This is a genomic window from Nocardia sp. NPDC056000, from assembly GCF_042269265.1.
Classification (GTDB): Bacteria; Actinomycetota; Actinomycetes; order Mycobacteriales; family Mycobacteriaceae; genus Nocardia.
In genome coordinates, this window is sequence record NZ_JBHJXS010000003.1 from 548,770 (window position 1) to 572,614 (window position 23,845).

A 23,845-nucleotide genomic window follows, 5' to 3' on the forward strand; every position below is an offset into this window, starting at 1 on the left:
CTACCGTGGCATTCGACGGCGCAACCGCCGCCCATATCCCAGCTGAGGAGTACACGATGAACCTCGTTTCCATCCGACTGATCACCGATGACATCCAGCGAATGGTCGCCTTCTACCAGCATCTGACCGGCATCGAAGCCGCATGGAGCACCCCGGACTTCGCCGAATTCGTCACCCCGGCAGGCACCCTGGCGATCGGCACCACCCGCACCGTCGCATTGTTCGCCCCCAACAGCGCCCGCCCAGCCGACAACCGAACCGCGATCATCGAATTCCTGGTCCCCGACGTAGACGCCGCCTACACGCGCCTACACGAGACCTTCACCGATTTCGTCAACGAACCCACCACAATGCCCTGGGGCAACCGCTCCCTCCTCCTCCGCGACCCCGACGGCAACCTGATCAACCTCTTCACCCCGATCACCGAGCAAGCCGTCGCGAAGTTCGCTCGAGTCGCTGCCTCCTCAACACCACAGTCTGTTCAATGACGTTCCGTCCCAGGGAGTTCGGATCCTGACGGCAGTGGCGGCATTGTTCGCCGGGCGTAGGTTGCTTCCGGGCTCACGGTGATCACGTCGAGTTGCCGCACCAGGGACTCGGGAATCTCCCCACGCTCCAAATGTTCGAGGCTCGGGATAATCACCGCTTCAGCATCCAAGCGGGTCACCTGAGCTCTCAGCCGCGCCAACGGCGGCCGCCCGAACCTCGGGTCGTAGATGACCATATCGGCGAAGTCGTACCCCAGGCGTGTGGCGAGCTTACGGATCTGACTCTGGTCCCACTGTTGCGCCATTCCTGACACATCGGTCCGGATATAGCCCAAACATGTTGGCTTATAGTCCATTTCAGCCCCTTCTCGCGTTGGCCAGCGGTCGTCGGTACCCTCGTCGAACTTGGAAAACTCTAGGTAGAACCCCGGACAGTCCTCAGGCGCCACTCCTGTCCGGAGCTCGAATGCGCCGCCTGGGAATCTGAAGACCCTGCTGCCGCGGTTCATCAGTACTCCGTCATTGCTCGGTGTGAGCCGCACTGTGCGCGGCGTCGTTCACGACGAGCAAACCGTGGCGCTCGGCGGGCAAGAAAGGTGGCAAGTCACGCGGAAAGCGGACTTGCCACACCACTGCCGTAGACCAGAATGAACCCATGGTGAGGGGTGAAGGTGACTCGACGATCGAGCTTGCTGGGCAACCGATATCGGTAGCCGATCAGTTGGCGCGCGAAATCAAACGCCTCCGAAAAGAAGCGGACATCTCGCAGCGCGTACTGGCATCAAGGATCGGTTACTCACGCCAGTACGTCACCATGACCGAGTGGGAGGATTCCAGCCTTCCTTCACATGAGATTGTCGCGGCGATCGACAGCGCCCTCGGAGCGGCCGGAACCCTTGTTGCCCTGCGGGCCCAGGCGGATAGTGATCGGCAGACCAGACAGGGTATCGACACGGGTTCGCTCGATGGTTCGGTTGAGCCCGGTAAGACGCTCACCGCCAACGTGTTCAGCCCCTTCGATCTGGAGGCTGTTCCCGCTCGATACGCACCAGAACCCTGGCGCACTGGAATTGTCACGTGGTCCGATGTCGAACAAGTGCGAGAGGCCACCCGTCGCGCAGCGAACACGGAGAATCTGCACGGAGGTGGATCGGCCAATTCCATCGCAAGCCAGCAGCTGTACTCGTTCGCGCCGCTCGTGCGAGGAAAGACCGCACCCGAAACGCGTCGGGCGATGTTCGAGGCTGTCGGCAACTTGAGTAGCGTCGCGGCGTTTGCCGCGTTTGATATCGCGGACTTCGTAACCGCGGAACAGCACTCGCGCTTCGCCCTGTGGTGTGCGGACTCCGCAGGGTCGTGGGAACTGCGGGCGAGTGTGCTCGCCGACATGGCTCGAATGTCGGCCTATACCAGCGGCGCTGACAATGCCCTGTCCCTCATCGAACTCGCACAGGTTCGCTCCGACCGACTCTCAGCTACTACGCGCGCGATGCTCAGCACACTACGCGCGCAGTTCTTGGCCGTGCTGGGTCGTACCGACGAGACATTGGACGAGGTAGCGCGCGCGGACGACTATTTCGCCGACAGTGCGCCCGGCGAAAACGCACCCTGGATGTGCTACTACGACGAAGCCGAGCACCTGGGCAGCACCGGAAAAGCTCTCATTCCGGTTGCATTGGCGCGAAATCGGAAGGAGCTGGCCGCACCTCGAATCGCCCAAGCCATCCGGCGTCAATCCAGAAGCTATCCTCGGTCCCAAACCTTCTCGCTGACACGACTGGCCATGTTGACCATGCGCATTGGCGATCCGCGGGAAGCGGCCGGCCTCGGAATACAAGCTGTGCGGCAAGCGAAAAAGCTTCATTCCCAACGCATTCGCGACGAATTGCAGGCGCTGGCCCGGGCATCCATCAAGCATCTCGACATCCCTGAGGTGAACGAGCTCTACGGGGTGCTCACCGACAACCGCCAGCAACACGGGGTGTCCTCGTGAGCCGGCAGGTCACGTCCGCCGATGTGTTGGGCCGAGCGGCGGCCCTCGTTGATGTCGACATCCATGATGCGGTGAAAATCCGAGAAGGTTCCCACGCGATCTTCGAGTTACCCAACGGGATCGTGGCACGAATCGGCAAGCCGGGCAGCTTCGGGGCGGCCGAGCGGGAACTGCTTATCTCGCAGTGGCTCAACCGAAATGGCATCACGACCGTGTGTGCGGTGGAATCGATTCCGCAGCCTACCGTCGTGGACGGCCGACCTGTGACCTGGTGGACTCTGATACCGGACCATAGGCCATCCACACCTCGAGAGTTGGGTGGCGTGCTCCGGGAGTTGCACACGTTGATACCCCCAACTGAATTCCAGCTTCCGAGTTATGCGCCATTCGATGGCTTGCGAGAACGTCTCGAGTCCGCAGCCAAGATCGATGAGGACGACCGTGCATGGCTTTCGGCGCAGTACCTACGGCTGCGTCAACGTTACGACGAACTAGGGAATCCGTTGCCGCCGTGTGTCATCCACGGCGACGCCTGGCAGGGAAATCTCGTGGTACCCCGCGCCGGTGATCCCACAGTGCTCGACCTCGACAGCGTATCCGTGGGATGGCGTGAATGGGATCTCGTTCAGCTGGCGGCCGACTACACCGACTTCCAACGGATCACCGACGACGAGTATCAGAGCTTTGTTGACGCCTATGGCGGCTACGACATCACCCGGTGGGCGGGCTATCGGGTACTCGCGGATATCCAAGAGCTCCGATGGGTCGCTTTCGCGGTCAGCCGGTCGGATGCGAGCTCGACAGCTGCGGCCGAAGCGTCGCACCGGATAGCGTGCCTTCGCGGACTGGTGCCGAAACCCTGGACGTGGCAAGCGCTTTGAGTTGATGGTTTGCCGTTCCACTCCGAGCCGTCGTTCTTATAGCTCTCCGTACTAGGCCGACGTTTCGTGGTCAGTGAGGAATGCATCAAGTCGTTCATTGATTCCGATGCGCATCCCGGGGCGTTTCGTGAACAGTCGCAAGCAATCCCGCTGGTTTGGAAGGTCGGCCATCGGCCGAGAACCGGCTACGCTGCGAATGTGACGGAGGCTCGGTACCGCCCGCTGGTCTTTCTGGATGTCGATGGGCCGTTGATACCGTTCGCCGGGCCGGTGGGGGAGAGTGACGATTTCGGGAATCCGCTTGTGGCGCGGCTGGATCCGGGTGTTAGGCCGCTGCTCGAGGCGCTTCCTTGTGAATTGGTGTGGGCCACGACCTGGATGCATGAGGCCAATGAGGTCATCAGTCCTCGGCTGGGGTTGGGGGCGCTGGGGGTTGTCGAGTGGCCGGAGGACGCTGGGGACGGGATTGATGAATGGTTCGGGTTGCATTGGAAGACGCGGACATTGGTGGAGTGGGCCCGGGGGAGACCGTTCATTTGGGTTGATGATGAGATCGGTGAGCGGGATGTGGAGTGGGTGGCGGAGAACTGTGGTGGGCGGGCGTTGTTGTATCGGGTGGATGCGCGGGTGGGGTTGCGGCGGTGTGATTTCGGTGTGCTCGGGGAGTGGTGTGCGGGGGTGATGGCGGAGGGGTCAGGTGGGGGAGGGTTCCAGCCACTTCGGGAGTAGGGGCTCCGAGATCGCGGGGAGCTGTACTACAGGCGGATTTGTGGTGGGGGACGGGACCGGGGTTGCCTTCATTGCCAGGAGGCCGGCGATGAACAGGGTGAGGGCGGCGATTACGCCGGCGGTGTGGCGGATGATTTTGAACCAGTTCAATCGCCGACGGCCTTGCGGTGCTGAACTTTTCGCTACCATCACTCTCCCCAATGCGGTCATGGGCAGATCGCGGAAGAGGCCGCCCGCATTACAGGTGGTTAGAGTTCGGGGGTGAATGCGCCGGAGAATTCGCCTTCGATAATGGCTTTGGCCGATCTCGCCACCCCGATGGCCGTTCGGGTCGCCGCAACACTCGATCTGGCGGAACTGGCGGGTGATGAAGGGGCGAGCGTGGCTGAACTGGCCGCTCGCTCAGGAACTTTCGTGCCTACCCTCGAACCGCTGCTCGACCACCTGGTCACCGTCGGCGTCTTCGACTTCGATCGGCAGTCGGGTCGCTATCGAGCCACGCGTCTCGGCGATCAGATGCGGGCCGATGCTCCCGAAGGATTCAAGATTCTGCTGGATATCAACAGTGCCGGTGGCCGAGCCGAATTGGCGTTCGTCGAACTGCTGGGAACGATAGTCACCGGTGCGCCCGCGTATCCGCAGCGGTACGGCCGATCCTTCTGGGCGGATCTGGACGCCGAGCCCGCGTTGCGGAAATCGTTCGACGCTCAGATGACATGGCGATTCCGGACATTGGCAGGCCAGATCGCCGAACGTTTCGACTGGAGTCGCTTCACCCACATCCTGGACGTGGGCGGCGGTGACGGAACCTTGCTCTCGGCAATTCTCCGAGCGCATCCCGGCGTGCGGGGACAGCTCTTGGATTTGGCACCGACAGCGGCGACAGCCATCGAAACCTTAACGGCCGCAGGGCTAACCGACCGTGCCACGGTCATATCGGGCAACTTCTTCGAACCGTTGCCCGAAGGGGCAGATGCCTACATTCTGTCCGACATCCTGCACGACTGGGACGACACACACGCTCGCGCCATCCTCACCGAATGCGCTCGTGCGGCCGGACCGAATGGTGTTGTCGTGGTACTGGAACCAATCCGCGGCGCAGGCGCGAATACCGCGATCAACCTGTTCATGCTGATGTGCTTCGCCGGTCGCGAGCGCAGCATCGACGAGCTGACCCGAATGGCCGCCGATTGCGGTCTCACTTGCCGCGCGGTGGTGCAGGCGGCCGATGGCCGTACCGCGCTGGAATTCCAGCCGACCGGGTATCTCGAACAGACACCCCGGCCGGTGGATGCGACTCCCGAATCAGCTGCAGGCGGGGGAGGTCTGGTTGCCGAGTGAGAGCATGTTGCAGATCCATTCCTTCTGGACCTTCCACTTGCCGTCTTCGGCGATGAACGGGACGACCGCGTTCTGCGGAGTGCCGCCGTTGAGGGCCAGCTGCACGTCGGCGGTGAGGGTGCCGTTGCCGAGGTCGGTCACGTTGGTGACCTTCACCGAGACGTTGTTCTGGGTGTAGACGTCGCTCAGGCGCTGCGGGAGGGACGGGTCCGAGGAGACGCCCTGCATCAGTTCGAGCTTGGCCTCATTGGGGGTGCTCGGGTCGACGACCTTCTGGAATGCGGCGTTGAGGTCATCGGCGGTCGGCACCGGCGGGTAGTTGGTCTGAGCGGCGGCGGTGGTCGCCTTCGACGCGGCGGTGGTGGTGGCCGCGTGCTTGCCTTCATGCTTGTCGCCGCTGCCGCACGCGGACAGTCCGAGCACCGAAACCAGGGCGAGTGCGCCGATCGCGATGCGTCCACTCTTCGAAAACGTCAACTGCTCATCCTTCATCGTCGAAAACATCTGTCGCGCACAGTGTCAGCCGGGCGACCGGCGACATCGCGCGATTCTCGACCTTACCGATCAGTCAACCGGATGGACTCATCGGTGGGCGGCCTCGGCCAAATTCAGTCCAAACCCTCAGACTCGGACATATCGCCCGGGTCTGCGCTCAACGCGCAAGACCGCCGACCGCCAATTACGATAGCTACGAAATAGCTCACTGATACGGGTCGGCGGGAGGGAGTGTCATGGCGACACCCGTGGGACAGCAGGCATGGCGAGAACTGATCGACCAGCTGATCGAACAGCGCCGCCGATTAGCCGCGGCCGACGACCTCTACCGGCCATTGACGCTGCCGAAACCCGGTGCGACAGCAGCCGAACTGCGCGCCGCGGAGGAACGACTCGGCCACCCGCTCGATCCGCACTACCGCGAATTCCTGACCGTAGCCAATGGCTGGGACGAATACTTCCTCGGCTCCGGACTACTCGGCACCGACGACCTCGGCACCGGCGACCGCTGGTTCGCGGCCGAGGAGACCCTGCAGATCTTCATGGAGAACAGCTCGGGCGTCCTGGCCGCGGACCTCGGCATTCCCGACGATCCGGCCGTCTGCCAATCCATCGGTGATAACGACAACGGCTACGCCTCACATCTGTACCTGCTGCTCCAGGACACACCGGGCGGCCCGGCCGGTGGCGTCTTCCCGCTCGACATCGGATCGGACACCATCTGGCCGGACCTGTACTCGTACCTGTCCTATGAACTACCCCAGCTGCGCGCCTTCGCCGACTCCGCCGAACTCGGACCGCATTCCGACACCTGGGGCCGCGATATCCGCAAGGACCCGCCCTCGATGGCCGATATCGTCGCCAAGATCGCCGAACTATCCGCACTGGCCTTCCCGGAACATCCGGTCGTGCTCGAGATGGGCGCTTCCGACGCGGAATTGGATGAACTCGACAGCGCCGTCGCGGGCGCACTGCACCCCGAGCACCGCGAACTGCTCTCGATCACCGACGGCATGATCTCCTCACCGTGGGGCCTGGGCGAAGTGCTGTCCACCGGCCAGCTGCTCGACGGCGGCCGCTGGCGCGAAATACTCGTCGCCGCACAGGAATCCGAGGATGAGGCGTTCCGCATGCTATTGCACGGCATGCGCGCGGGCGGCCATCCGGACCCCGAACCCAAGGCTCCGGTCCTGCAGCGAATCGGCCGAATTCCCGCAGTACCCTTCGCGATCCTGGGTGTCCGCCCGTTCGGCGTCGACACCCGCGACGGCTTCGTGCGCTCCCTGCTCGACGACTCCACCGTCGCCGGTCCGCGCGATGGCCACACCACCGCCGCGGGCACGATCCGCGAACATCTGCTCAAAGCCTGCGACAGCCTGTGGTGGCAGACCCGAATCCGCGCCGACTGAGACCGATCATCAGTCCGCGAGCGGTGCGGTATGCCCCGGCGCGACGGAATCGATTGCCAGCCGCTCGATTCGGGTCAGGCGGTAGCCGAGATAGAACATCAGGGCGGACACCGCGGTCAGATGCGGAATCCCGGCGGGCAGCGCACCGCTCGCGACCACGAAAACCACGTAGACCAGCACCGCCGGACCCAGAATGAAAATCGCGCGCCGATGCCCGGTACGGCGCGCGGCCACGAATTCCGCCCATGCCGCGGGCGCGATGGACGCCGGACGCTCCCCGGTCCGCAGCGCGGTCTCGAAAGGCCGCCACAGCCGCCGGTATTCGCCACTGCGCACCCGCCGCACCCATACCGCGAGCACCGCGAGTATCGGCAGCAGTACCAGTGCGGGAAGCACAATTGCCAGCATGATCGGGTTCGCTTTCCCTCGACGTGATCGTTGCATCGAGTCTGCGACCGGCACGCCGCGGCAACTACGCACCCCAGGGGTGGATTCGGCTACCCGCACAGGCTGTGCGAAGGACCCCTGCGGGGTAGGCGGGGCCGTACGGCGAATGCCGCAGGCTGTGCGACGACCCCCTCGGGATGCAGGACGAACCCCGCGCAGGCACTGCCGTCGCCGACCCGCGCTGGGTAGGGTCGGCTCCCATGATCGTCTCCGCGGCCGGGCCCGCGACCATCGGACAGGAACGGGTATGGGGCGCACCCATATTCGTGCTCGGCGGGCTACAACTGCTGGTGGTGCTGGACGGAACGGTCGTCGCGCTGGCACTGCCCAATATTCGGCAGGCGCTCGGCTTGTCCGAGGCGGGCGGCAGTTGGATCGTCACCGCGTATGTGCTGGCACTGGGCGGGCTGATGCTGCTGTGCGGGCGACTGGGGGACACCTTCGGGCGCAAAAGGGTGTTCACCTTCGGCGTCGCCATGTTCACGCTGAGTTCGCTGCTGTGCGGAATCGCCTGGGACCCAGCGGTTCTGGTGGGCGCGCGAGCATTGCAGGGAATGGCGGCCGCGATCGCCGCTCCGACGTCAATGGCGCTTGTCGCCACCACCTACGCACCCGGTAAGGCGCGCAGTCAGGCATTCGCGGTTTTCGCCGCGCTCACCGGCGTCGGCTCGGTGGCGGGTCTCATCGCGGGCGGTGTGCTCACCGAGATCTCCTGGCGGCTGGTCTTTCTCATCAATGTCCCGATCGGTGTGCTGGTCACCGTGGGCGCACTGGTATGCCTGCGCGAATCGGTCGGCGAGCGCACCGCCCTCGATGTCCCCGGCGCGATACTGGCCACCGGCGGCGTCACCCTCGCGGTCTTCGCGTTGAACGAGGCAGGCAACGGCGTCACCCGGCCGCTGGTGTACATCCCGGCGATCGTCGCGGTCGTCCTGCTCACCGCCTTCGTGATGGTCGAACGCCGCGCCCCCAATCCGCTACTGCCATTCAGCCTGTTCCACAACCCGAATCGCGTCGCCGCACTCATCGCCATCGGCCTGTCCGGCGCGATCATGATGTGCCTGTCCGTCTTCATCTCCATGTTCCTGCAAGGCGTACTGCGCTATTCGCCATTGCAGAGCGGAATGGCCGTGCTGCCCTTCGCCGTATCCCTCGCCGTAGGCGCGACGCTCTCCTCGCGCCTGGTGCTGCGCGTGCAACCGCGCTGGCTGGTGATCATCGCGGGCGCGGTCATCCTCACCGGCTGCGTCTACGCCTCGACGATCGTGGACACCGACCCCGCGTACTTCCCGGTCATCGTCCTGGCAGCAGTCATCATCGGTTTCGGATTCGGTTTCGCGGTGATCCCACTAACCCTCTCCTCGATCGCCGGTGTCCGCCCCGCCGATATCGGCCCGCTAACCGCCCTGGCACAGGTTGCCCAGAGTCTCGGCGGCGCACTGGGTTTGGTGGCGGTCGGCGCGGCAGTCGCCACCCGGGTGCGCGCCGAGGGCGGCACCACCGATCCGGCCGCAGTGGCATCGGATGCCCAATTGCACGCCCTGGCCATGGGTTACGGCGTCGCCTTCCTCTGCTCGGCCGGTATCGCGGCCGCCACCGGCCTGGTAGTACTGGGTATGCGCTTCACACCGGCCGATATCGCCGAAGGTCAGGCGGCGCAGGAATCCGCGCACGAGGGCTGAATCGCCTTTCTGCTCAGCATGATTCGATAGTTGGTCAACTATTGAACAATCTCGCTAGGCTGGCCGTATGACCGACCTGTACACGCGAGAATGGGGCGCGGGCGACCGCATCGCCCTGCTCGTACACGGCATCACCACCGATTCGACCACGTGGCTCCGGCTCGGTCCCGAACTCGCCGAGCGCGGATACCACGTCATCGCCCCCGACCTGCCCGGTCACGGCAAAAGCGCACGCGCCGCGGGTTATTCGGTCGAATCCCTGGCCCGCGCCCTCGCCGACAGCATCCCGCACCCGCCCGAACTCGCGATCGGCCATTCGCTCGGTGGGCTGTTGCTTGCGACCGCGGTGGAGGAGATCAAACCGGAGCGCGTCATCTACATCGATCCCGCCTGGGGCCCGGGACATCCGTCCATCGCCGAGGCATTCCGTGCGCAGAAGCATTGGACGCTGGACGATGTCCGAAGCGCCGCACCGCGATTCACCCCCGAAGCGCATGTGAACAAGCTCGAATCACTGGCGTTGTGGGATGAGGCGACCCTGGAAATCATCCCGGCGCTGACCGGATTCACTCCGGCTCCGCCGTCGGCTCGCACCCTGCTGCTGCTCGCCGACCCCAGCAATGTGGTGACCCCCGATCAGGCAGTCGAATTGACCGCCAAGGGTTTCCACGTGCACACCGTGCCGGGTGCGGGCCACGTCATCCACCACGACGACTACCCGGCCTTCCTGAACGCCGCGCGGGAGTGGCTCTGACGCTCACTTCGAGTGCGGCGCACCCGATCGCAATCGGGAGGCCAGTACTGCGGCCTGGGTGCGCCGCTCCATACCGAGTTTGGCGAGCAGTCGCGACACATAGTTCTTCACGGTCTTCTCCGCCAGGAACATGCGCTCGGCGATCTGCCGGTTGGTGAGTCCGTCGCCCAGCAGGTCCAGCAGTCGGCGCTCCTGATCGGTGAGTCCTGCCAGCGGGCCGTCCGGTTGGGTGCTGCGGCGCAATCGCTCCATCAGCGCGGCGGCCGCGCGATTGTCCAGCAGTGAGCGCCCCGCACCGACTTCCTTTATGGCGCGGGCCAATTCCATTCCCTTGATGTCCTTGACCACATAGCCGCTGGCCCCGGCCAGAATCGCGTCCATCATGGCCTGCTCATCGGTGAACGAGGTCAGGATGAGGCAGCGCAGATCATCGAGTTTGTCCAGCAGTTCCCGGCACAGTTCGATGCCATTGCCGTCGGGTAGTCGCACATCGAGCACCGCGACATCGGGCCGCAGGGCGGGAATCCGGGCCAGTGCCTGCGCCACATCACCCGCCTCGCCGACGACGGTCAGTTCGGGATCCCCTTCGAGCAGATCGATCAGTCCGCGTCGCACGATCTCATGATCGTCGACCAGAAACACATTGATCATGGCCCGTCCCATCTCTCGGGGTCCTGCGATCAACATAGCCTCGCGCACGACGTCCGGGGATGGCCCAAAGTCCCTTAATCGAGCCGGAATGCCCGAATTGTGTGGCCGGACCGTCAGTCTCGGACAGCGGCAGGCATCCGCAAATGACGGCTGAGGTCGCCCGTGAGCGTGATTCGGACCTGGCGTTCGGCGAATCGCCACCGCCCGTCCTGCCGCTCGAAGCGATCGCGGTAGTTCCCCGCCACCACCGGCTGCAATGGGAAGTCCGAAACAGCCTGGAAGACGGTGAAATACGAACGCGCGATCGCGGTGTCCGTCGCCTCGTCGAAGTCGATGGCGATATTGCTGGTGGCATGGTGCGTGCGCGGGGTGCCGTCCTCGTAGCGAATCACCATGGCGCCGAACATCCGCTCGACGGCCGCACTGCCGCGCACCGACGCCCCGCTGCCGATGAACACGCCGTCCGCGAACAACGCACCCGCGCCGGCGAAATCTCCGGCATCGATCAACTCGGCGTACCGGGCGATCAGATTGGTCACGGCATTGATGTCAGCGGCGGTGCTCATACCTTGCGAGCGTAGGCGACCGGTCGGTCGGGATCGCTGGAATCCGGCGTCGAACGTTCGCTAGTCGAGCCCGAATACGCGTGCGGCATTGTCATGGCACACGAGCCGCAGCCACTCGTCGCCGAGTTCGAGCCGCTCGAGCGACTCCAGCGCATGCCCGTACGTGTACGGGATATTCGGGAAATCACTACCGAACAGAATGCGATCGCCCAGGTCCAGCAGTCGTGGCCGCTCATGCACCGCAAACGGATCGGCCGCTTCGAAGAAGTCGGTGAAGTTCATGGTGGTGTCGAACAGCACTTCGTCGTAAGCCTGTGCCAGATCCAGGAATTCGCTGTACTCGGGTGCGCCCATATGCGCGATCACCAGCCGCAGCCGCGGAAACCGCCGCAGCAGTTCGGCAATCGGCTCCGGACCGGTGAATTCCCCGGCGGCGGGCCCGGATCCGCAGTGGATGACGATCGGTGTCCCGGAATCCTCCAGCATGCCCCACACCTGATTGAGCAGCGGATCACCGGGATGGAAATGACCGACCTGCACGTGCACCTTGAAAATCCGCGCCCCCGCGTCCAGCGCCGCCTCCACATAGCTGTCCGCCCCGTGTTCGGGGTAGAACGTCGCGGTGTGCAGGCAATCCGGGGTCCGCGCGGCGAAATCCGCAGACCATTCATTGAGCCAGGCCGCCATATCCGGCCGATGCGGATACACCAGCGAGGTGAACGCGCTGACCCCGAACCCGCGCAACGTCTTGAGCCGCACCTGCTCCTCATCGCGATAGGTGATCGGCCATTCGCGATGTCCGAGCAGCGGCCCGGCGGTGTCGAAATACCCCCACACCTTGCGCAGCACCTGTTCGGGCATGAAATGCGTGTGCACGTCGATGATCGAGGACAGGCCCAGTCGCTCCCGGAAGCCGGTCACGAACGCATCGTTCACGCGGACACCTCCGGATACACCGTGCGCGCGTAATCCCCGACCCGGCTGATCAGCCGTTCGAAGAACTGCTCCGGATCGGTCCCGATCACGATGTCCGCGTTGGGTTCCCGCTCCCACATCCCCGCCCAGTCCGCGACGGTGGTGGCGCGGGTGATGGTCCCCGCCAGTTCGACATCGACGATCGCGGGCTTGGTGACCGCGAGTGCGGTGTCCAATGCGACGGCGGCCGCGAACGGATCATGCATATGCGCCAGATAACCCTGGTCGTAGAGCTTGTGAAAATCGAAGTAGAACCGGATCGCATCGGTCAGGAACCGCACCAGCGGATTGCTCGCCGCCGACCGCTGTTCCGGCGGATCGCTCTCGCGCACCAGCTCCACCGGGGTGCTCCCGGCCCGTTCGGCAAGCAGCGCAAGATGTTTGGGCCGCATCTCGATGGTCTCGGTGATATCCAGGGCGCACACGATCGGCCGCCGATCCGCGGGCGCGGCCGAGAAGGCGTCGAAGACCTCCTTGGCGGCCTCCGGATCCACGTGCACATTCCACTCATTGGTGGGTGTGGTGTTGCCGGGATGGTTGAACGCCCCGCCCATGATCACCAGCCGTCGCAACAGCCGGGGGAGTTCGGGTTCGATGCGCAGCGCCAGCGCGAGATTGGTCAGCGGACCGGTGCACAGTCCGACCACCTCACCCGGATGCTCCCGCACCAGATCGACCCACATGTGCGCCGCGGTCCGATCCGAGAGCCTGCGCTCTGACACCGGTAGCTCCGCGTACCCCACACCCTGCGGCCCGTGTGTGTCCTCGGTGGTGCGCAGCGGAATCGCCAGCGGTTCCGCCGCGCCGAGCGCGACTTCCAGCTCGGGCGCCCGGCACAGGTCGAGGAGCGCGAGATTATTGGCCGCCACCCGGGGCGCGGGCACATTGCCCGCGCTGGAGGCGATTCCGATGATCTCGGCCTCGGGGGAGGCGAGTAGGTAGAGCAGTCCCAGGGAATCATCGATACCGGTGTCGTTATCCATGATGATCTTCTGCCGCACCGTTCGAGCCTAGACCCGCGTGCTCAGTAGGTCGGCAGCACGTAGTCCTCGGTCTGATCGAGCATCTTCATCATGACCGGACGGAATGCCCGGGTGGCCATGAGCTTGCCGACCTGCTGCATCGCCTTGAGCCCGAACTTGGACGTCGGCAGCATCATCTTGATACCGCCGCCGGGCAGCTCCTTCGCCTTGTCCAGGAAGGGCGTCACCTGCGCCTCGTACCGGGCCAGCGCACCGGCGAGATCGTCCGGCGTGGCGGCGATTTCACCGGCGAGCAGGTACGCGCCGACAATGGCCATGGCCGTGCCCATACCGGTCATCGGCGAACCGCAGAACGCCGAATCGCCCAGCAGTGTGACCCGGCCCGCCGACAGCGTCGGCATATCCACCCGAATCAGTTCATCGAAGTAGAAATCGGTGGCCTGCTCCAGTTCGGCCAGCACCTGCGGTGCCAGCCAGCCCGCCTCGGTGAGCATGTCGCGAATCAGCTTGCGCTGGGCCGTGATATCGCCGCGCAGGGCCGGGTTCTGGTCGGTGCGCAGGGTGATGATGGCCTTGGCGGTCGCCGGATCGAAATCGGGCCGGATGCCGATCGAGGCGCGCGGCACCACGTGCATGGACATCCAGTCCTGCTCGGCCTCGGCCGGGGTCGGGACGGTGTAGAAGGACATGTATCCGCCGAGGAACGTGGTGAACTGCTCCTCGGGGCCGAAGACCAGTTTGCGGGTGCGCGAGTGCACGCCGTCCGCGCCGATCACCAGGTCGTACCGTTCGCTCGCGCCGGAATGGAATCCGACGGTGACACCGTCCGCGTCCTGGTCGATGGTCTCGATCCACTCGCCGTAGCGATAGTCGAGATCGCCTGCGACACCGGCGAGTTCGGTGAGCAGGACACCGTTGAGATCGCCGCGGCTGATCTCGATATCGGCGACCGGGCCCTTACCGTCGAACATCTCCATGGACCAGCGGTACACGTCGCCGCCCTCGGCGTTGACGACCCGCATGCCCTTCTCGTGCAGCAGGTACTTGCGAATGCCCTCCATCAAGCCCATGCGCTCGGCCACCTCGCGGGAGGGTCCGCGCAGGTCGACGGCCTGGCCGCCCGGTCGCGGGGCAGCGGCGCGCTCGACGATGGTGACCGCGATTCCGGCCCGAAGCAATTGCAGGGCAACGGAATTGCCCGCGATGCCGCCGCCGGCGATGAGGATGCGGAGGTTGGTGGTGGCGCTCATTGTGACTCCCGGTGTGGTGAAGTACGTCCGTCTAAGACATATGTCTAACAGACCCTGAGACGCTTGTCTAGAACAAATGTCTAAAACGCTGGTACGGTGGGGTTATGGGAAACCGAGAAGATCTACTGACGGGGGCTCGTAAGGCCATCCTCGAGCGGGGCATGGCCAAGGTGACCGCCCGCGATATCGCCGCCGCCGCCGGGGTCAGCCTCGCCGCCATCGGCTACCACTTCGGCTCCAAGGACCGCCTGGTCATGCAGGCGCTCACCGAGGGCGTCGGCACCGAACTCGGCGATGAGATCGATTCCGCCATCAAGGACGCGGGGCAGGGGCTGTCACTGTGGGACGCGCTCGGACCCACCTGGAACGGCCTGGTCGATGTCATCCAGCGCAACCGCGACAATCTGCAACTGAGCCTGGAGAACGGCATCCAGATCGCCCGCGATCCGGAAATGCAGGTCTATATGGCCGATGCGACCGGCAAGGCCCACGCCGATATAGCCCAGGGAGTGCGCGAGGCGCACCCCGACCTCACCGACGCGCAGGCGCACGCCGTGGCGAAGACGCTCTTCGTACTGTTCCAGGGCATGGCCATGCAGTGGATGATCGCGCCCGGCGCTGACCTGCTCGACGGTGACGATCTATCGACCGCCGTCGAGGCCATGCGCGGACGCTGACCGGTGTCGCGCGGATGCGGTCCTCAGCTCGTGTGAATGTGCCGCAACCGGATCATGGCCATCACCGCCAGCAGTAATGCCACTCCGGCCGCGATGGCGGAGGTCAGGTGCATGCCGATGAGGAACGCGTGCTTGGCCGCCTCCGCCACGGCCGCACCGAGTTTGCCGGGTAGCGCGTTCGCCACCTCCATGGCCGCGCCGAGCGTATCGCGCGCACTGTGCACATCGGCATCACGCAATCCATAGGGGAGCGTATCGGCCAGCTCACCCCGATAGATGGCGATACTCAGACTGCCCAGCATCGAGATGCCCAGCGCCCCGCCGAATTCCGCGCCGGTCTCGGCCAGTCCGGAGGCCGCGCCGGCCTGTTCCGGCGGTGCGGTGCCGACGATCAATTCGGTGGTGATGCCGAATACCGGTGCGAGCCCGAACGATACGAGCAGCGAGGCGGTGATGGTCAGCCCCACCCCGCCCTGTTCGGTGATGCGCGTCAACAGCAGCAGCCCGGCCGCCGCCATGGTCATGCCCACCCCGATCATGTAGGCGGGCCGCACCACCCGGCTCAGTCGCGGCCCGAGCTGCGAGCCGATCATGAACCCCAAACCCGCTGGGATGGTGGCGATTCCGGCGCGCAGCGGCGACATGCCCAGCACCAGCTGGAAATACTGGCCGACGAACAGGAAATATCCGAACGCGGCGAAGATGGCGACCATATTGATCGTCAGCGCGGTGCGGAAACTGGCCAGCCGGAACAGCCGCAGATCCAGCATGGGCTCGGCGGCAGTGAGCTGACGGCGCACGAAGATCCCGCCTACGGTGAGCCCGGCGGCCAAGGCGCCCACCGCGATCGGCACCGGACCGTCCTGCGCGATCTTCTTCATGCCGAAGACCACCAGCAGCACCGCGCTGGTGCACATCAGCGCACTGAGCAGATCGATCTTGCCCGCGTTGGGATCCCGGAACTCGGGCAGCACCCGGGGCGCGAGAATCAGCAGCAACACCATGACCGGCACCGCGAGCAGGAATACCGAACCCCACCAGAAATGCTCCAGCATCAACCCGCCCGCCAGCGGCCCGATGGACCCGCCGACCGAATACGACCCGACCCAGACCCCGACGGCCACCGAACGCTGACCGGGATCGGGAAACATGGTGAAAATCAACGAGAGTGTGGACGGTGCCAGCGTCGCCCCGGCTATGCCGAGCACGGCGCGACAGCCGATGAGTACCGGGGCCGAGGGGGCGAACGCCGCGATGATGGACACCGCGGCGAAGGCCGCCGCCCCGGCCATGAGTAGTCGGCGCCGGCCGATCCGATCGCCGATGGTGCCCATGGTGAGCAGCAGCCCGGCCACGAAGAACCCGTAAACGTCGATGATCCAGAGCAATTGGGAGCTGGTAGGTCTCAGCTCCATGCTGATCTGGGGCACCGCTAAATGCAGTACGGTCAGGTCCATCGAGTACACCAGACAGGCCAGTGCCAGTACCGCAAGTCCCGCCCATTCCCGGCGTCCCACTCTGCCGTAACGAGCTGCTGCCGTAGTGCTCAGCAAGGGACCTGGTGTGTCCACGATGACGTCCTCCATCCGCACGCCGGCACAACTGCCGACAATATCGATGTCGGTCCCAGCATCTCACTTATTAACGACACAAAAACGATATGTACGAAGGGAATTCGCACTATTCGCCGATGTGTTTGCGGGTGTGCGTGCAGGCGGTCGCGATGCCTCGGGACAGCTAAATACCGGCCGGTCGGAGTGTCCAGTTTGGTGCATGTGTGCCGTACTGCGAAGCGGGCCAGGGATGATCGGGATATTCGCTGAGCACCGGGGCGGCCGTGACGACCCCCGCGTGCTCCACCGCGAACTCCGATCCCGGGAAGTTCGCCGGTGCGTGATCCGGGGTACGGCCCGGCGCTGCGAGCAACCAGGATGCGGTGCGCGCCAGCGCAACTCGCACATCCCGGCCGATCCCGTCGCGTTCGCGGGCGGTGAGCGCGTCCAGCACACCGGCCGCCAGCAGATACCCGCTGCCGTGATCGAGCGCCTGTGCGGGCAGTGCGCCCACTGGGGACGCACCCTGCGAATTGCCGTGCGCGCCTTCGATGAGCGAAATTCCGGATGCAGCCTGCACAATACTGTCGAAACCGCGCCGATCCCCCCACGGACCGCGCTCACCCCACGCCGAAACCCGTCCGTGCACAATTCCAGGCCGAATTTCTCCCGGATGTACACCGATTCTTTCCAAAGCGCCCGGTCGGTAACCTGTTACGAGCACATCCGCGGTGCGCAGCAGCTCCCGGAAAATGGGAAGTTCGGTACGCAAATCAAGCAGTGTGGAGTACTTGCCCTGACAGGTATCGAGAAACTGCCAGCCGATCTCGGGCAACTGCGGCGGATCGATCCGCAGCACCTCCGCGCCCAGCAGCGCCAGCGCGCGCGTGGCCGTCGGACCGGCGATGACACGGGTCATATCCAGCACCCGGACACCCCGCAGCGGCAGCATCTGTGTTGCGGCGGCGGATGATTCGGCGACGCCGCGATCCGCGCGCGGCTCGATCGCGACCAGCGGGCCATCGGCCGCGGCCTTACCCTGCGGGGTCGCCGCCCACTCCTGTTCGGTGCGCACGCGCACCGCGATCGCACCGGATTCACCCGCCCGGTCCTCGATTTCGGCCGCGCTGAGCTCCGCGATCCGCGCCACCGCGGCCGCTCGATCCGCATCGGCGGGCAGTCCGAGCACGGCCAGCAACCGGACGCGATGATGCGAATAGTTGGCGTGCGTTCGCACCCAGCCATCCGCGGTCTTGAAGAAGCCCGACAGCTCTGCGAAGGCGTCGGCCGGTGCGCCGTCGATCCGGAACAGCCGCTCACTGGAGAACGCCGCCGCGATACGCGCTGGATCCAGCACACTGTCCAACGGTGTCAGACCGTGGTCCCGCCGTCGCCGATCGGCCGCCGCGGCGAAGCTCGCCACCGACCCACCTGCCAGTTCCCACACCGGCAGCGTCGCAGCCAGATTCGCCCCCGGATCGACGGCGGGCATACTCGACCCGGTGATACCGGCCCCGGACTCGTACTCATGGACCAGCGCTGCGTAGCCACTCACCCGTCCGACACTAGCCGTCGAAGGAGCTCGCCCGTGGTGGTAAATCTCACCGGCACCGACTGGTTGCGCGTACTGCGCGCCGACACCGATCCACGCGCCGTACTGGTGTGCTTCCCGCCCGGCGGGGGATCGGTCACCGCCTACCGGAGCCTGGCGCAGCGATTCGGCGCGGGCATCGCGGTGTACGCGGTGCAGTATCCGGGCCGCCAGGATCGGCTGGGCGAGAAGCCGATTCCCGACCTCGGCGTGCTCGCCGAACAGGCCGTACGGGATATGTCGAGCTGGGCCGCCGATACGCCCGTCGCCATCTTCGGGCACAGCATGGGCGCGACCGTGGCCTTCGAGGCGGCTCGGCGCTGGGAGGCGGCGGGCCGTACCCTCGCCCGGCTGTTCGTATCCGGGCGTCCCGCACCGGATCTGGCCGAGACCGGCCGCCTGCACCTGGGGTCGGATGACGATCTCATCGGTCAGCTGGAACTGCTGTCCAATGATCCGGCCTCGGTGCGCATCCTGCGTGAGGAACCGAGTCTGGCCGAATTGGTGCTGCCCGCCCTCCGCAGCGACTACCAGGCCGTGGAGACCTACCGGTATGAGCCGGGTGCTCCGCTGCGCGGCCCGATCACCGCGCTCATCAGCGATGCGGACCCCACCACCACGGTGGCGCAGGCGGGGGAGTGGGCCGCGCACACCTCGGGCTCCTTCGAGGTAAACACCTTCCCGGGCGGGCATTTTTACCTGGATCTACCGGAAAACACGTCCATCCTGGCGGATTTGGTGACCGCGCGGCTGAAATAGATCCCCGGCTCAGCCGAGGTATTCGGACTCGAGCACGAGATCCTTCAACATGGACTGGTACTCCACGTGGGTGTCGTGCTCGACGGTCCGCCAGGTCGTACCCTGCTCCGCGCGCATGTAGGCGAGATAGTCCGGAACGCCGGGCACTTTCACATTGTCCGCGACCGCGATGGTGCCGGGATGGATCCAGCCCGCCGCCATGATCGATCGCAGATCCGCGAGATACGCCTCCTTGGCGTGATCGAGGAAGATCAAATCGACCGTGCCGGAATCGAATCCGTGATCACCGGTGAGCCGGTGCATGGTCTCCCCGCCGTCACCGATGGTCCCGACGACCACGCTCACCCGATCCGCCAGCCCCGCGTGCGCGATGATCGCCCGCGCCACTTCGGCATTGGCCGCACTGAACTCCACCGACACCAGCCGCCCACCCGCGGGCAACAGCCGCCCGATCCGCACCGCGCTGTAACCGCAGTAGGTCCCCAACTCCAGCGCCAGCTTCGGCGCGGCCTTGGTCACGGCCGCATCCAGCAGCAGCCCCTTCTCATCCCCGACATTCACCAGCATGTCCCGCTTACGGGCGAATTCGTCGGCGGTGGCCAGCACACTCTCCGGATCCCCCGCAATGGCATTGGCCAGCACGAAGTCCCGCGCCGCCGCCTCCCGCCCATCCCCGAACTGCCCGGTCCGCTCGAACCTGCGCAGCCCCAGCGCCATTCGCGCCATCGACAACGCCCGCCCGCCCCGCTCCCGAATCTCCGCGCCGATCCCCTTGCCGCCCATACCTTCTCCTGTGTCGAGGTGAACAGTCGGCGCGATTATGCCCGCACCGGCGGGCGATTGCGCAGCGCCAGGCCCGTCCAGCGCACCAGATCCAGGGCGCTGTGCGGTCGGGTCGACCATGAACCGGCCGGAGTTCGGGGTTTCAGTCGGTTGGCGGGAGTGTGCGGGTGTTGTCGAGGCAGATCACGGTTCGCGCTGTGGCTCCGGTGCGCATTCGGCTGAATCCGTCGTTGACGTGGTCGAGAGTGAGTCGTTGCGAGAGCAGAGCGTCGAGTTCCAGGCGGCCTCGTAGGTACAGTTCGGCCAGGAGCGGGATGTCCTCGGTGAAGCGGTTGTTCCCCATGAGCAAGCCGCGAATTCCCTTGGCGGAGGTCACCAAGTGCGTGCCCGGCACCTCGAGGTGTGCGCCGACGGGCGGGATTCCGATGATCCACGCGGTCTGGCCGGGGCGCAGCATCTGCACGGCCTGGGTGGCGGTCGAGGAGCGGCCGACGACGTCGAAGGCGTGGTCCACGCCGCCGGTAAGCTCGAGGACCGCTGCGACAGGGTCGGTGGCGGCGTCCACGAGGTCGGTGGCGCCGAAGCACGCGGCGAGTTCGAGTTTGGCGGGGTGGGTGTCAACGGCGATGATCGTGCGCGCACCGGCCAGCTTCGCACCCTGGATGACATTGAGGCCGACACCCCCGACGCCGATCACGGCCACCGTCTCGCCGAAGCGCACACCGGCGCCGCGTATCGCCGAACCGACACCGGTCAGGACCGCGCACCCCAGCAGGGCGGCGAGATCCAGGGGCATGGTGGCGGGAACCTCGACAACCGCGTTGCGGTGCACGATGATCGCCTCGGCCAGACCACCCAGACCGGCGACCTGACCGACCGGCTCGCCACTCACACGGGTCGATCGGGGCCGGGGTCGCCCAGCGCGGCCGAGGTCGGATCGCCTGTCGCACAGCCACGATCGCCCCGCCCGGCAGTAGGCGCACTCGCCGCAGAACATCGACAGGCATGCGACCACGGGGGAGCCCTCGTCCAGATCGTGGACGTTCGCACCGACCGCCTCGACGATGCCGGAGATCTCGTGGCCGGGAACGGTGGGCAAGGCCGTGGGTAGATCACCGTCGAGCATGTGCAGGTCGCTGTGGCACAGTCCGCACGCGCTGACGCGTAGTCGGATCTCGTCGGGTTCGAGAATGTCGTCCAGAAGCAGGGTTTCCAGGGCGAGTGCGCCGGGAGCGCTGCTCAGCACGGCCGCGCGGACCGGCGTCGGATCAGGCTGTGGCATCGGTGGTTTCGCTTTCTCCGGGCTGCTCGAGATCGGCGATGAAGCCGCGATATCCGTCGGCGACGACACCGTCGCAGATTTCGCGAAACGCACCCATCCCGCCGACGAACGGCATGAAGGTCCGGGGCTTGCCGGGGATGTTCGCGCCCATGTACCAGGAGGCGGCCTGCGGATACAGCGTCAGGTTCGCGGCGGCGTCGACGCGCTCGACCCAGGCGTCCTGTGCGCCGGTGGTGGGTTCGATCGTGCGAAAACCCTTGTCTCGCTGGTATTTCACGATATCGGCGATGAACTCGACGTGATGCTCGATCGCGGTGACCATGTTGACCAGCACCGAGGGACTGCCCGGTCCGGTGATCATGAAGAAGTTCGGAAACCCCGCCACGCCCACGCCGAGGTAGGCCCGGGGTCCGCCGGCCCACTCGTCTCGCAGCGCGGACCCAGCGCGCCCGCGGATATCGATCCGGTTGAGCGGGCCGGTGATCGCGTCGAAGCCGGTCGCGAAAACCAATGCGTCGACGGGATAGTCGACGCCGTCGACAACCACCGCCGAGGCGGTGACACGTTCGATGGGGGTGTCGCGCACGCTCACCAGCTCGACATTGTCGCGGTTGTAGGTCTCGTAATAGCCGGTGTCCACGCAGATCCGCTTGGTGCCGATGGGATAACCGGAGGGCGTGAGCAGCGCCGCGACGGCCGGATCGGTGACGGTCTCGGCGATCCGCTGCCGAAAGTACGACGCCACCACATCATTGGCTCGGTGGTCGAGAAGCACATCCGCGAACACGGCGATGATTCCGGGACCACCGGCGTCCCACTTCTGATCCAACAGCCGCTCGTGTTCGTCCGGTGACAGCGCCGCCGCGGTCGTGTCGGACTTGGCCAGCTCGGTACCGGCCGGATTGACGCGACACTTGGCGCGGATCGCCCGGTATTCGCGTTTGACCCTGGCGATTTCGTCCGCGGCGAGCGGTCGATTCCCCGCCGGAGCCGAGAAGTGCGGGGTCCGCTGGAAGACCGTGACCCGTTCCGCGCGTGCGGCGAGCTGCGGGATGATCTGGATGCCGGTCGATCCCGTACCGATCACACCGACCCGGCGTCCACTCAACGCGATGTCCGCGGCGGGCCAGGCGGCGGTGTGCACGACATCGCCCTCGAAATCGTCGAGCCCCGGCAGGTCCGGTATCCGCGCCGCGGAAAGGCAGCCCGCCGCCGAGATCAGATGGGTGCACCGGATGACTTCGCCGCTGTCGCAGACAACGATCCACTCTCCGGATGGCTCATCCCAGGTCGCCGTGGTGACGGTCGTGCCGAAGGTGATGTGTTCGCGCAGCGCGAATCGATCGGCGACGTGGCGGAGGTAGGCGTGGATCTCCGGCTGGGAGGCGTACCGTTCGGTCCAGGTCCACTCCTGTTCGAGCTCGGCGTCGAAACCGTATGAGTAGTAGACGCTTTCGACGTCGCAACGGGCCCCGGGATATCGATTCCGATACCAGGTGCCACCCACATCGTCGTTTGCCTCGACAACCCGTACGCGCAGACCGAGATCCAGCAGCCGCTCGAGCATGTAGAGCCCGGAGAATCCGGCGCCGATGACGACGGCATCGACCGCGCCCCGCGCGGAGACGACACCGGCGATCTGCTCGGTTACGAACGCCAATCCGCTCTGTGCCCCGGGCAGCAGCCCCACCATGTGGAAGAAGCCGTGCATCTGACCTTCGGCGGTCTTGATCCGCACCGCGACCCCGGCCGCAGCCAACGCGGCGGCGTAGGCGCGCCCCTCGTCGTGCAGCGGATCGTGGGATGCGAGCAGTACGGTCGCGGACGGGAGGTCGGAAAAGTCTTGCGCCCGAAGCGGACTCACGGCCGGGTCGAAGCGGACCTCGCGGTCGCCGGTGTAATGATCGAAGAACCACGCCATGGCGGCACGATCGACCATGAGCTGATTGGCGGCGGCGGTATAGCTGGCCCGATCGAAATCGGCGTCCGTGATCGGATAGATCAGCACCTGATGGTCGATGTGCGGACCGCCGCGGTCACGGGCCCGCTGGGTCATCACCGCGGCGAGATTCCCGCCGGCGCTGTCGCCCATGACGATCAGCGGTGCCCGGTCGACGGCCAGGACGTCGCGGTGTCGTTCCACCCACAGCAGCGCGGCCCAGGAGTCCTCGACCGGAATCGGATACGGATACTCGGGGGCGAGTCGATAGTCGACCAGCACGACCGTGCACCCGGTGCGTGCCGCGACCTGCCGGGCCAGGGTGTCGAAGCCGTCGAGATCGCCGATGACCCAACCGCCGCCGTGGTAGTAGACGATCACTCCGGCCGGATCGGTGACCGGTCGCAGGATGCGGACCGCGATCGAACCGCCCTGCACATCGATGTGGGTGTCGCGCACCGTCGCCATGCGCGGCCCCTCGCCGAGCAGCGCGGTGAGTGCGGCATTGCGAGCGCGGGCCTGTTCGGGCGTGGACTCGTGTAATGGTGTGCGCCCGGACTCTTCGAGTCGTCGCAGGAATTCGGTCGTGTACGCATCCAGTTCCATGCGGCTGTCTC

Annotated in this window: 23 protein-coding genes; 10 read left to right on the forward strand and 13 right to left on the reverse strand. The window is 65.6% G+C overall.

Annotation, left to right across the window (positions count from 1 at the left end):
• Window positions 1-56: 56 nt before the first annotated feature.
• Window positions 57-488 carry a VOC family protein gene (locus ACFC4D_RS11135; protein ID WP_376062594.1) on the forward strand — a complete coding sequence of 144 codons (432 nt, stop codon included), beginning with the start codon at window positions 57-59 and terminating at the stop codon, window positions 486-488.
• Here the strand turns inward: ACFC4D_RS11135 and ACFC4D_RS11140 are convergent.
• Entirely contained in the window at window positions 482-844 is a 363-nt protein-coding gene (locus tag ACFC4D_RS11140) for a hypothetical protein (RefSeq protein WP_376062595.1), read from the reverse strand. The two genes, ACFC4D_RS11135 and ACFC4D_RS11140, sit on opposite strands and share 7 nt — an antisense overlap.
• 299 nt (window positions 845-1,143) lie before the next feature.
• Between ACFC4D_RS11140 and ACFC4D_RS11145 the strand changes: the two genes are divergently transcribed.
• The 4 genes from ACFC4D_RS11145 to ACFC4D_RS11160 all read left to right on the forward strand — a co-directional run bounded on the left by ACFC4D_RS11145 (window position 1,144) and on the right by ACFC4D_RS11160 (window position 5,432).
• Entirely contained in the window at window positions 1,144-2,481 is a 1,338-nt protein-coding gene (locus tag ACFC4D_RS11145; RefSeq protein ID WP_376062596.1) for a helix-turn-helix transcriptional regulator, read from the forward strand.
• Complete coding sequence (locus tag ACFC4D_RS11150) at window positions 2,478-3,362, forward strand: phosphotransferase enzyme family protein (RefSeq protein ID WP_376062597.1); 885 nt, start codon at window positions 2,478-2,480, stop codon at window positions 3,360-3,362. Before ACFC4D_RS11145 ends, ACFC4D_RS11150 begins: the two co-directional genes overlap by 4 nt.
• Before the next feature lie 66 nt (window positions 3,363-3,428).
• Window positions 3,429-4,091: an HAD domain-containing protein gene (locus ACFC4D_RS11155; RefSeq protein WP_376062598.1), complete on the forward strand. Its 663-nt coding sequence runs from the start codon at window positions 3,429-3,431 to the stop codon at window positions 4,089-4,091.
• Between the two features lie 291 nt (window positions 4,092-4,382).
• Complete coding sequence (locus ACFC4D_RS11160; protein ID WP_376062599.1) at window positions 4,383-5,432, forward strand: methyltransferase; 1,050 nt, start codon at window positions 4,383-4,385, stop codon at window positions 5,430-5,432.
• On the opposite strand, the gene ACFC4D_RS11165 is transcribed toward ACFC4D_RS11160, so the two are convergent.
• Window positions 5,397-5,909 carry a hypothetical protein gene (locus tag ACFC4D_RS11165; protein ID WP_364634950.1) on the reverse strand — a complete coding sequence of 171 codons (513 nt, stop codon included), beginning with the start codon at window positions 5,907-5,909 and terminating at the stop codon, window positions 5,397-5,399. The two genes, ACFC4D_RS11160 and ACFC4D_RS11165, sit on opposite strands and share 36 nt — an antisense overlap.
• Before the next feature lie 254 nt (window positions 5,910-6,163).
• Between ACFC4D_RS11165 and ACFC4D_RS11170 the strand changes: the two genes are divergently transcribed.
• Complete coding sequence (locus tag ACFC4D_RS11170) at window positions 6,164-7,336, forward strand: SMI1/KNR4 family protein (RefSeq protein WP_376062600.1); 1,173 nt, start codon at window positions 6,164-6,166, stop codon at window positions 7,334-7,336.
• Window positions 7,337-7,345: 9 nt separating this feature from the next.
• Here the strand turns inward: ACFC4D_RS11170 and ACFC4D_RS11175 are convergent, their stop codons facing one another.
• On the reverse strand, window positions 7,346-7,744 hold the full coding sequence (locus tag ACFC4D_RS11175; RefSeq protein ID WP_376062601.1) for a hypothetical protein: 399 nt from the start codon (window positions 7,742-7,744) through the stop codon (window positions 7,346-7,348).
• Between the two features lie 239 nt (window positions 7,745-7,983).
• On the opposite strand from ACFC4D_RS11175, the gene ACFC4D_RS11180 reads away from it, so the two are divergent.
• Both ACFC4D_RS11180 and ACFC4D_RS11185 read left to right on the forward strand, forming a co-directional pair.
• Window positions 7,984-9,465 (forward strand): MFS transporter, encoded by a 1,482-nt coding sequence (locus ACFC4D_RS11180; RefSeq protein ID WP_375952422.1) that lies wholly within the window; start codon window positions 7,984-7,986, stop codon window positions 9,463-9,465.
• 67 nt (window positions 9,466-9,532) lie between these two features.
• Complete coding sequence (locus ACFC4D_RS11185; RefSeq protein WP_376062602.1) at window positions 9,533-10,219, forward strand: alpha/beta fold hydrolase; 687 nt, start codon at window positions 9,533-9,535, stop codon at window positions 10,217-10,219.
• A gap of 3 nt (window positions 10,220-10,222) precedes the next feature.
• On the opposite strand, the gene ACFC4D_RS11190 is transcribed toward ACFC4D_RS11185, so the two are convergent.
• The 5 genes from ACFC4D_RS11190 to ACFC4D_RS11210 all read right to left on the reverse strand — a co-directional run bounded on the left by ACFC4D_RS11190 (window position 10,223) and on the right by ACFC4D_RS11210 (window position 14,644).
• Entirely contained in the window at window positions 10,223-10,870 is a 648-nt protein-coding gene (locus tag ACFC4D_RS11190; protein ID WP_375955859.1) for a response regulator, read from the reverse strand.
• Window positions 10,871-10,983: 113 nt separating this feature from the next.
• Entirely contained in the window at window positions 10,984-11,436 is a 453-nt protein-coding gene (locus ACFC4D_RS11195; RefSeq protein WP_376062603.1) for a nuclear transport factor 2 family protein, read from the reverse strand.
• A gap of 60 nt (window positions 11,437-11,496) precedes the next feature.
• Window positions 11,497-12,372: an amidohydrolase family protein gene (locus ACFC4D_RS11200; protein ID WP_376062604.1), complete on the reverse strand. Its 876-nt coding sequence runs from the start codon at window positions 12,370-12,372 to the stop codon at window positions 11,497-11,499.
• Complete coding sequence (locus ACFC4D_RS11205; RefSeq protein WP_376062721.1) at window positions 12,369-13,394, reverse strand: nucleoside hydrolase; 1,026 nt, start codon at window positions 13,392-13,394, stop codon at window positions 12,369-12,371. The genes ACFC4D_RS11200 and ACFC4D_RS11205 overlap by 4 nt, the downstream gene beginning before the upstream one ends.
• Before the next feature lie 41 nt (window positions 13,395-13,435).
• Window positions 13,436-14,644, reverse strand: coding sequence for an FAD-dependent monooxygenase (locus ACFC4D_RS11210; protein ID WP_376062605.1), 1,209 nt, complete (start codon window positions 14,642-14,644; stop codon window positions 13,436-13,438).
• A 104-nt stretch (window positions 14,645-14,748) separates the two neighbouring features.
• On the opposite strand from ACFC4D_RS11210, the gene ACFC4D_RS11215 reads away from it, so the two are divergent.
• Complete coding sequence (locus ACFC4D_RS11215) at window positions 14,749-15,321, forward strand: TetR/AcrR family transcriptional regulator (RefSeq protein ID WP_376062606.1); 573 nt, start codon at window positions 14,749-14,751, stop codon at window positions 15,319-15,321.
• Between the two features lie 23 nt (window positions 15,322-15,344).
• Here the strand turns inward: ACFC4D_RS11215 and ACFC4D_RS11220 are convergent, their stop codons facing one another.
• Both ACFC4D_RS11220 and ACFC4D_RS11225 read right to left on the reverse strand, forming a co-directional pair.
• Window positions 15,345-16,907, reverse strand: a complete 1,563-nt coding sequence (locus ACFC4D_RS11220) for an MFS transporter (protein ID WP_375955853.1) — start codon at window positions 16,905-16,907, stop codon at window positions 15,345-15,347.
• Between the two features lie 151 nt (window positions 16,908-17,058).
• Window positions 17,059-18,429: a CoA transferase gene (locus ACFC4D_RS11225; protein WP_376062607.1), complete on the reverse strand. Its 1,371-nt coding sequence runs from the start codon at window positions 18,427-18,429 to the stop codon at window positions 17,059-17,061.
• 33 nt (window positions 18,430-18,462) lie between these two features.
• Between ACFC4D_RS11225 and ACFC4D_RS11230 the strand changes: the two genes are divergently transcribed.
• Complete coding sequence (locus tag ACFC4D_RS11230; RefSeq protein ID WP_376062608.1) at window positions 18,463-19,224, forward strand: thioesterase II family protein; 762 nt, start codon at window positions 18,463-18,465, stop codon at window positions 19,222-19,224.
• A gap of 9 nt (window positions 19,225-19,233) precedes the next feature.
• Here ACFC4D_RS11230 and ACFC4D_RS11235 read toward each other — a convergent pair whose 3' ends face one another.
• The 3 genes from ACFC4D_RS11235 to ACFC4D_RS11245 all read right to left on the reverse strand — a co-directional run bounded on the left by ACFC4D_RS11235 (window position 19,234) and on the right by ACFC4D_RS11245 (window position 23,834).
• Complete coding sequence (locus tag ACFC4D_RS11235; RefSeq protein WP_376062609.1) at window positions 19,234-20,007, reverse strand: O-methyltransferase; 774 nt, start codon at window positions 20,005-20,007, stop codon at window positions 19,234-19,236.
• Between the two features lie 142 nt (window positions 20,008-20,149).
• Window positions 20,150-21,289, reverse strand: a complete 1,140-nt coding sequence (locus ACFC4D_RS11240) for a zinc-binding dehydrogenase (protein WP_376062610.1) — start codon at window positions 21,287-21,289, stop codon at window positions 20,150-20,152.
• Window positions 21,276-23,834: an alpha/beta hydrolase fold domain-containing protein gene (locus ACFC4D_RS11245; RefSeq protein ID WP_376062611.1), complete on the reverse strand. Its 2,559-nt coding sequence runs from the start codon at window positions 23,832-23,834 to the stop codon at window positions 21,276-21,278. Before ACFC4D_RS11245 ends, ACFC4D_RS11240 begins: the two co-directional genes overlap by 14 nt.
• Window positions 23,835-23,845 lie beyond the last annotated feature (11 nt).

What these genes read in the sequence shown, in the direction of transcription:
- ACFC4D_RS11135 (WP_376062594.1), top strand. Translation starts at nt 57, where the DNA reads ATGAACCTCGTTTCCATCCGACTGATCACCGATGACATCCAGCGAATG.
- ACFC4D_RS11140 (WP_376062595.1), bottom strand. Translation starts at nt 844, where the DNA reads ATGGACTATAAGCCAACATGTTTGGGCTATATCCGGACCGATGTGTCA.
- ACFC4D_RS11145 (WP_376062596.1), top strand. Translation starts at nt 1,144, where the DNA reads ATGGTGAGGGGTGAAGGTGACTCGACGATCGAGCTTGCTGGGCAACCG.
- ACFC4D_RS11160 (WP_376062599.1), top strand. Translation starts at nt 4,383, where the DNA reads ATGGCTTTGGCCGATCTCGCCACCCCGATGGCCGTTCGGGTCGCCGCA.
- ACFC4D_RS11170 (WP_376062600.1), top strand. Translation starts at nt 6,164, where the DNA reads ATGGCGACACCCGTGGGACAGCAGGCATGGCGAGAACTGATCGACCAG.
- ACFC4D_RS11175 (WP_376062601.1), bottom strand. Translation starts at nt 7,744, where the DNA reads ATGCTGGCAATTGTGCTTCCCGCACTGGTACTGCTGCCGATACTCGCG.
- ACFC4D_RS11180 (WP_375952422.1), top strand. Translation starts at nt 7,984, where the DNA reads ATGATCGTCTCCGCGGCCGGGCCCGCGACCATCGGACAGGAACGGGTA.
- ACFC4D_RS11185 (WP_376062602.1), top strand. Translation starts at nt 9,533, where the DNA reads ATGACCGACCTGTACACGCGAGAATGGGGCGCGGGCGACCGCATCGCC.
- ACFC4D_RS11190 (WP_375955859.1), bottom strand. Translation starts at nt 10,870, where the DNA reads ATGATCAATGTGTTTCTGGTCGACGATCATGAGATCGTGCGACGCGGA.
- ACFC4D_RS11195 (WP_376062603.1), bottom strand. Translation starts at nt 11,436, where the DNA reads ATGAGCACCGCCGCTGACATCAATGCCGTGACCAATCTGATCGCCCGG.
- ACFC4D_RS11205 (WP_376062721.1), bottom strand. Translation starts at nt 13,394, where the DNA reads ATGGATAACGACACCGGTATCGATGATTCCCTGGGACTGCTCTACCTA.
- ACFC4D_RS11210 (WP_376062605.1), bottom strand. Translation starts at nt 14,644, where the DNA reads ATGAGCGCCACCACCAACCTCCGCATCCTCATCGCCGGCGGCGGCATC.
- ACFC4D_RS11215 (WP_376062606.1), top strand. Translation starts at nt 14,749, where the DNA reads ATGGGAAACCGAGAAGATCTACTGACGGGGGCTCGTAAGGCCATCCTC.
- ACFC4D_RS11220 (WP_375955853.1), bottom strand. Translation starts at nt 16,907, where the DNA reads ATGGAGGACGTCATCGTGGACACACCAGGTCCCTTGCTGAGCACTACG.
- ACFC4D_RS11235 (WP_376062609.1), bottom strand. Translation starts at nt 20,007, where the DNA reads ATGGGCGGCAAGGGGATCGGCGCGGAGATTCGGGAGCGGGGCGGGCGG.
- ACFC4D_RS11240 (WP_376062610.1), bottom strand. Translation starts at nt 21,289, where the DNA reads ATGCCACAGCCTGATCCGACGCCGGTCCGCGCGGCCGTGCTGAGCAGC.
- ACFC4D_RS11245 (WP_376062611.1), bottom strand. Translation starts at nt 23,834, where the DNA reads ATGGAACTGGATGCGTACACGACCGAATTCCTGCGACGACTCGAAGAG.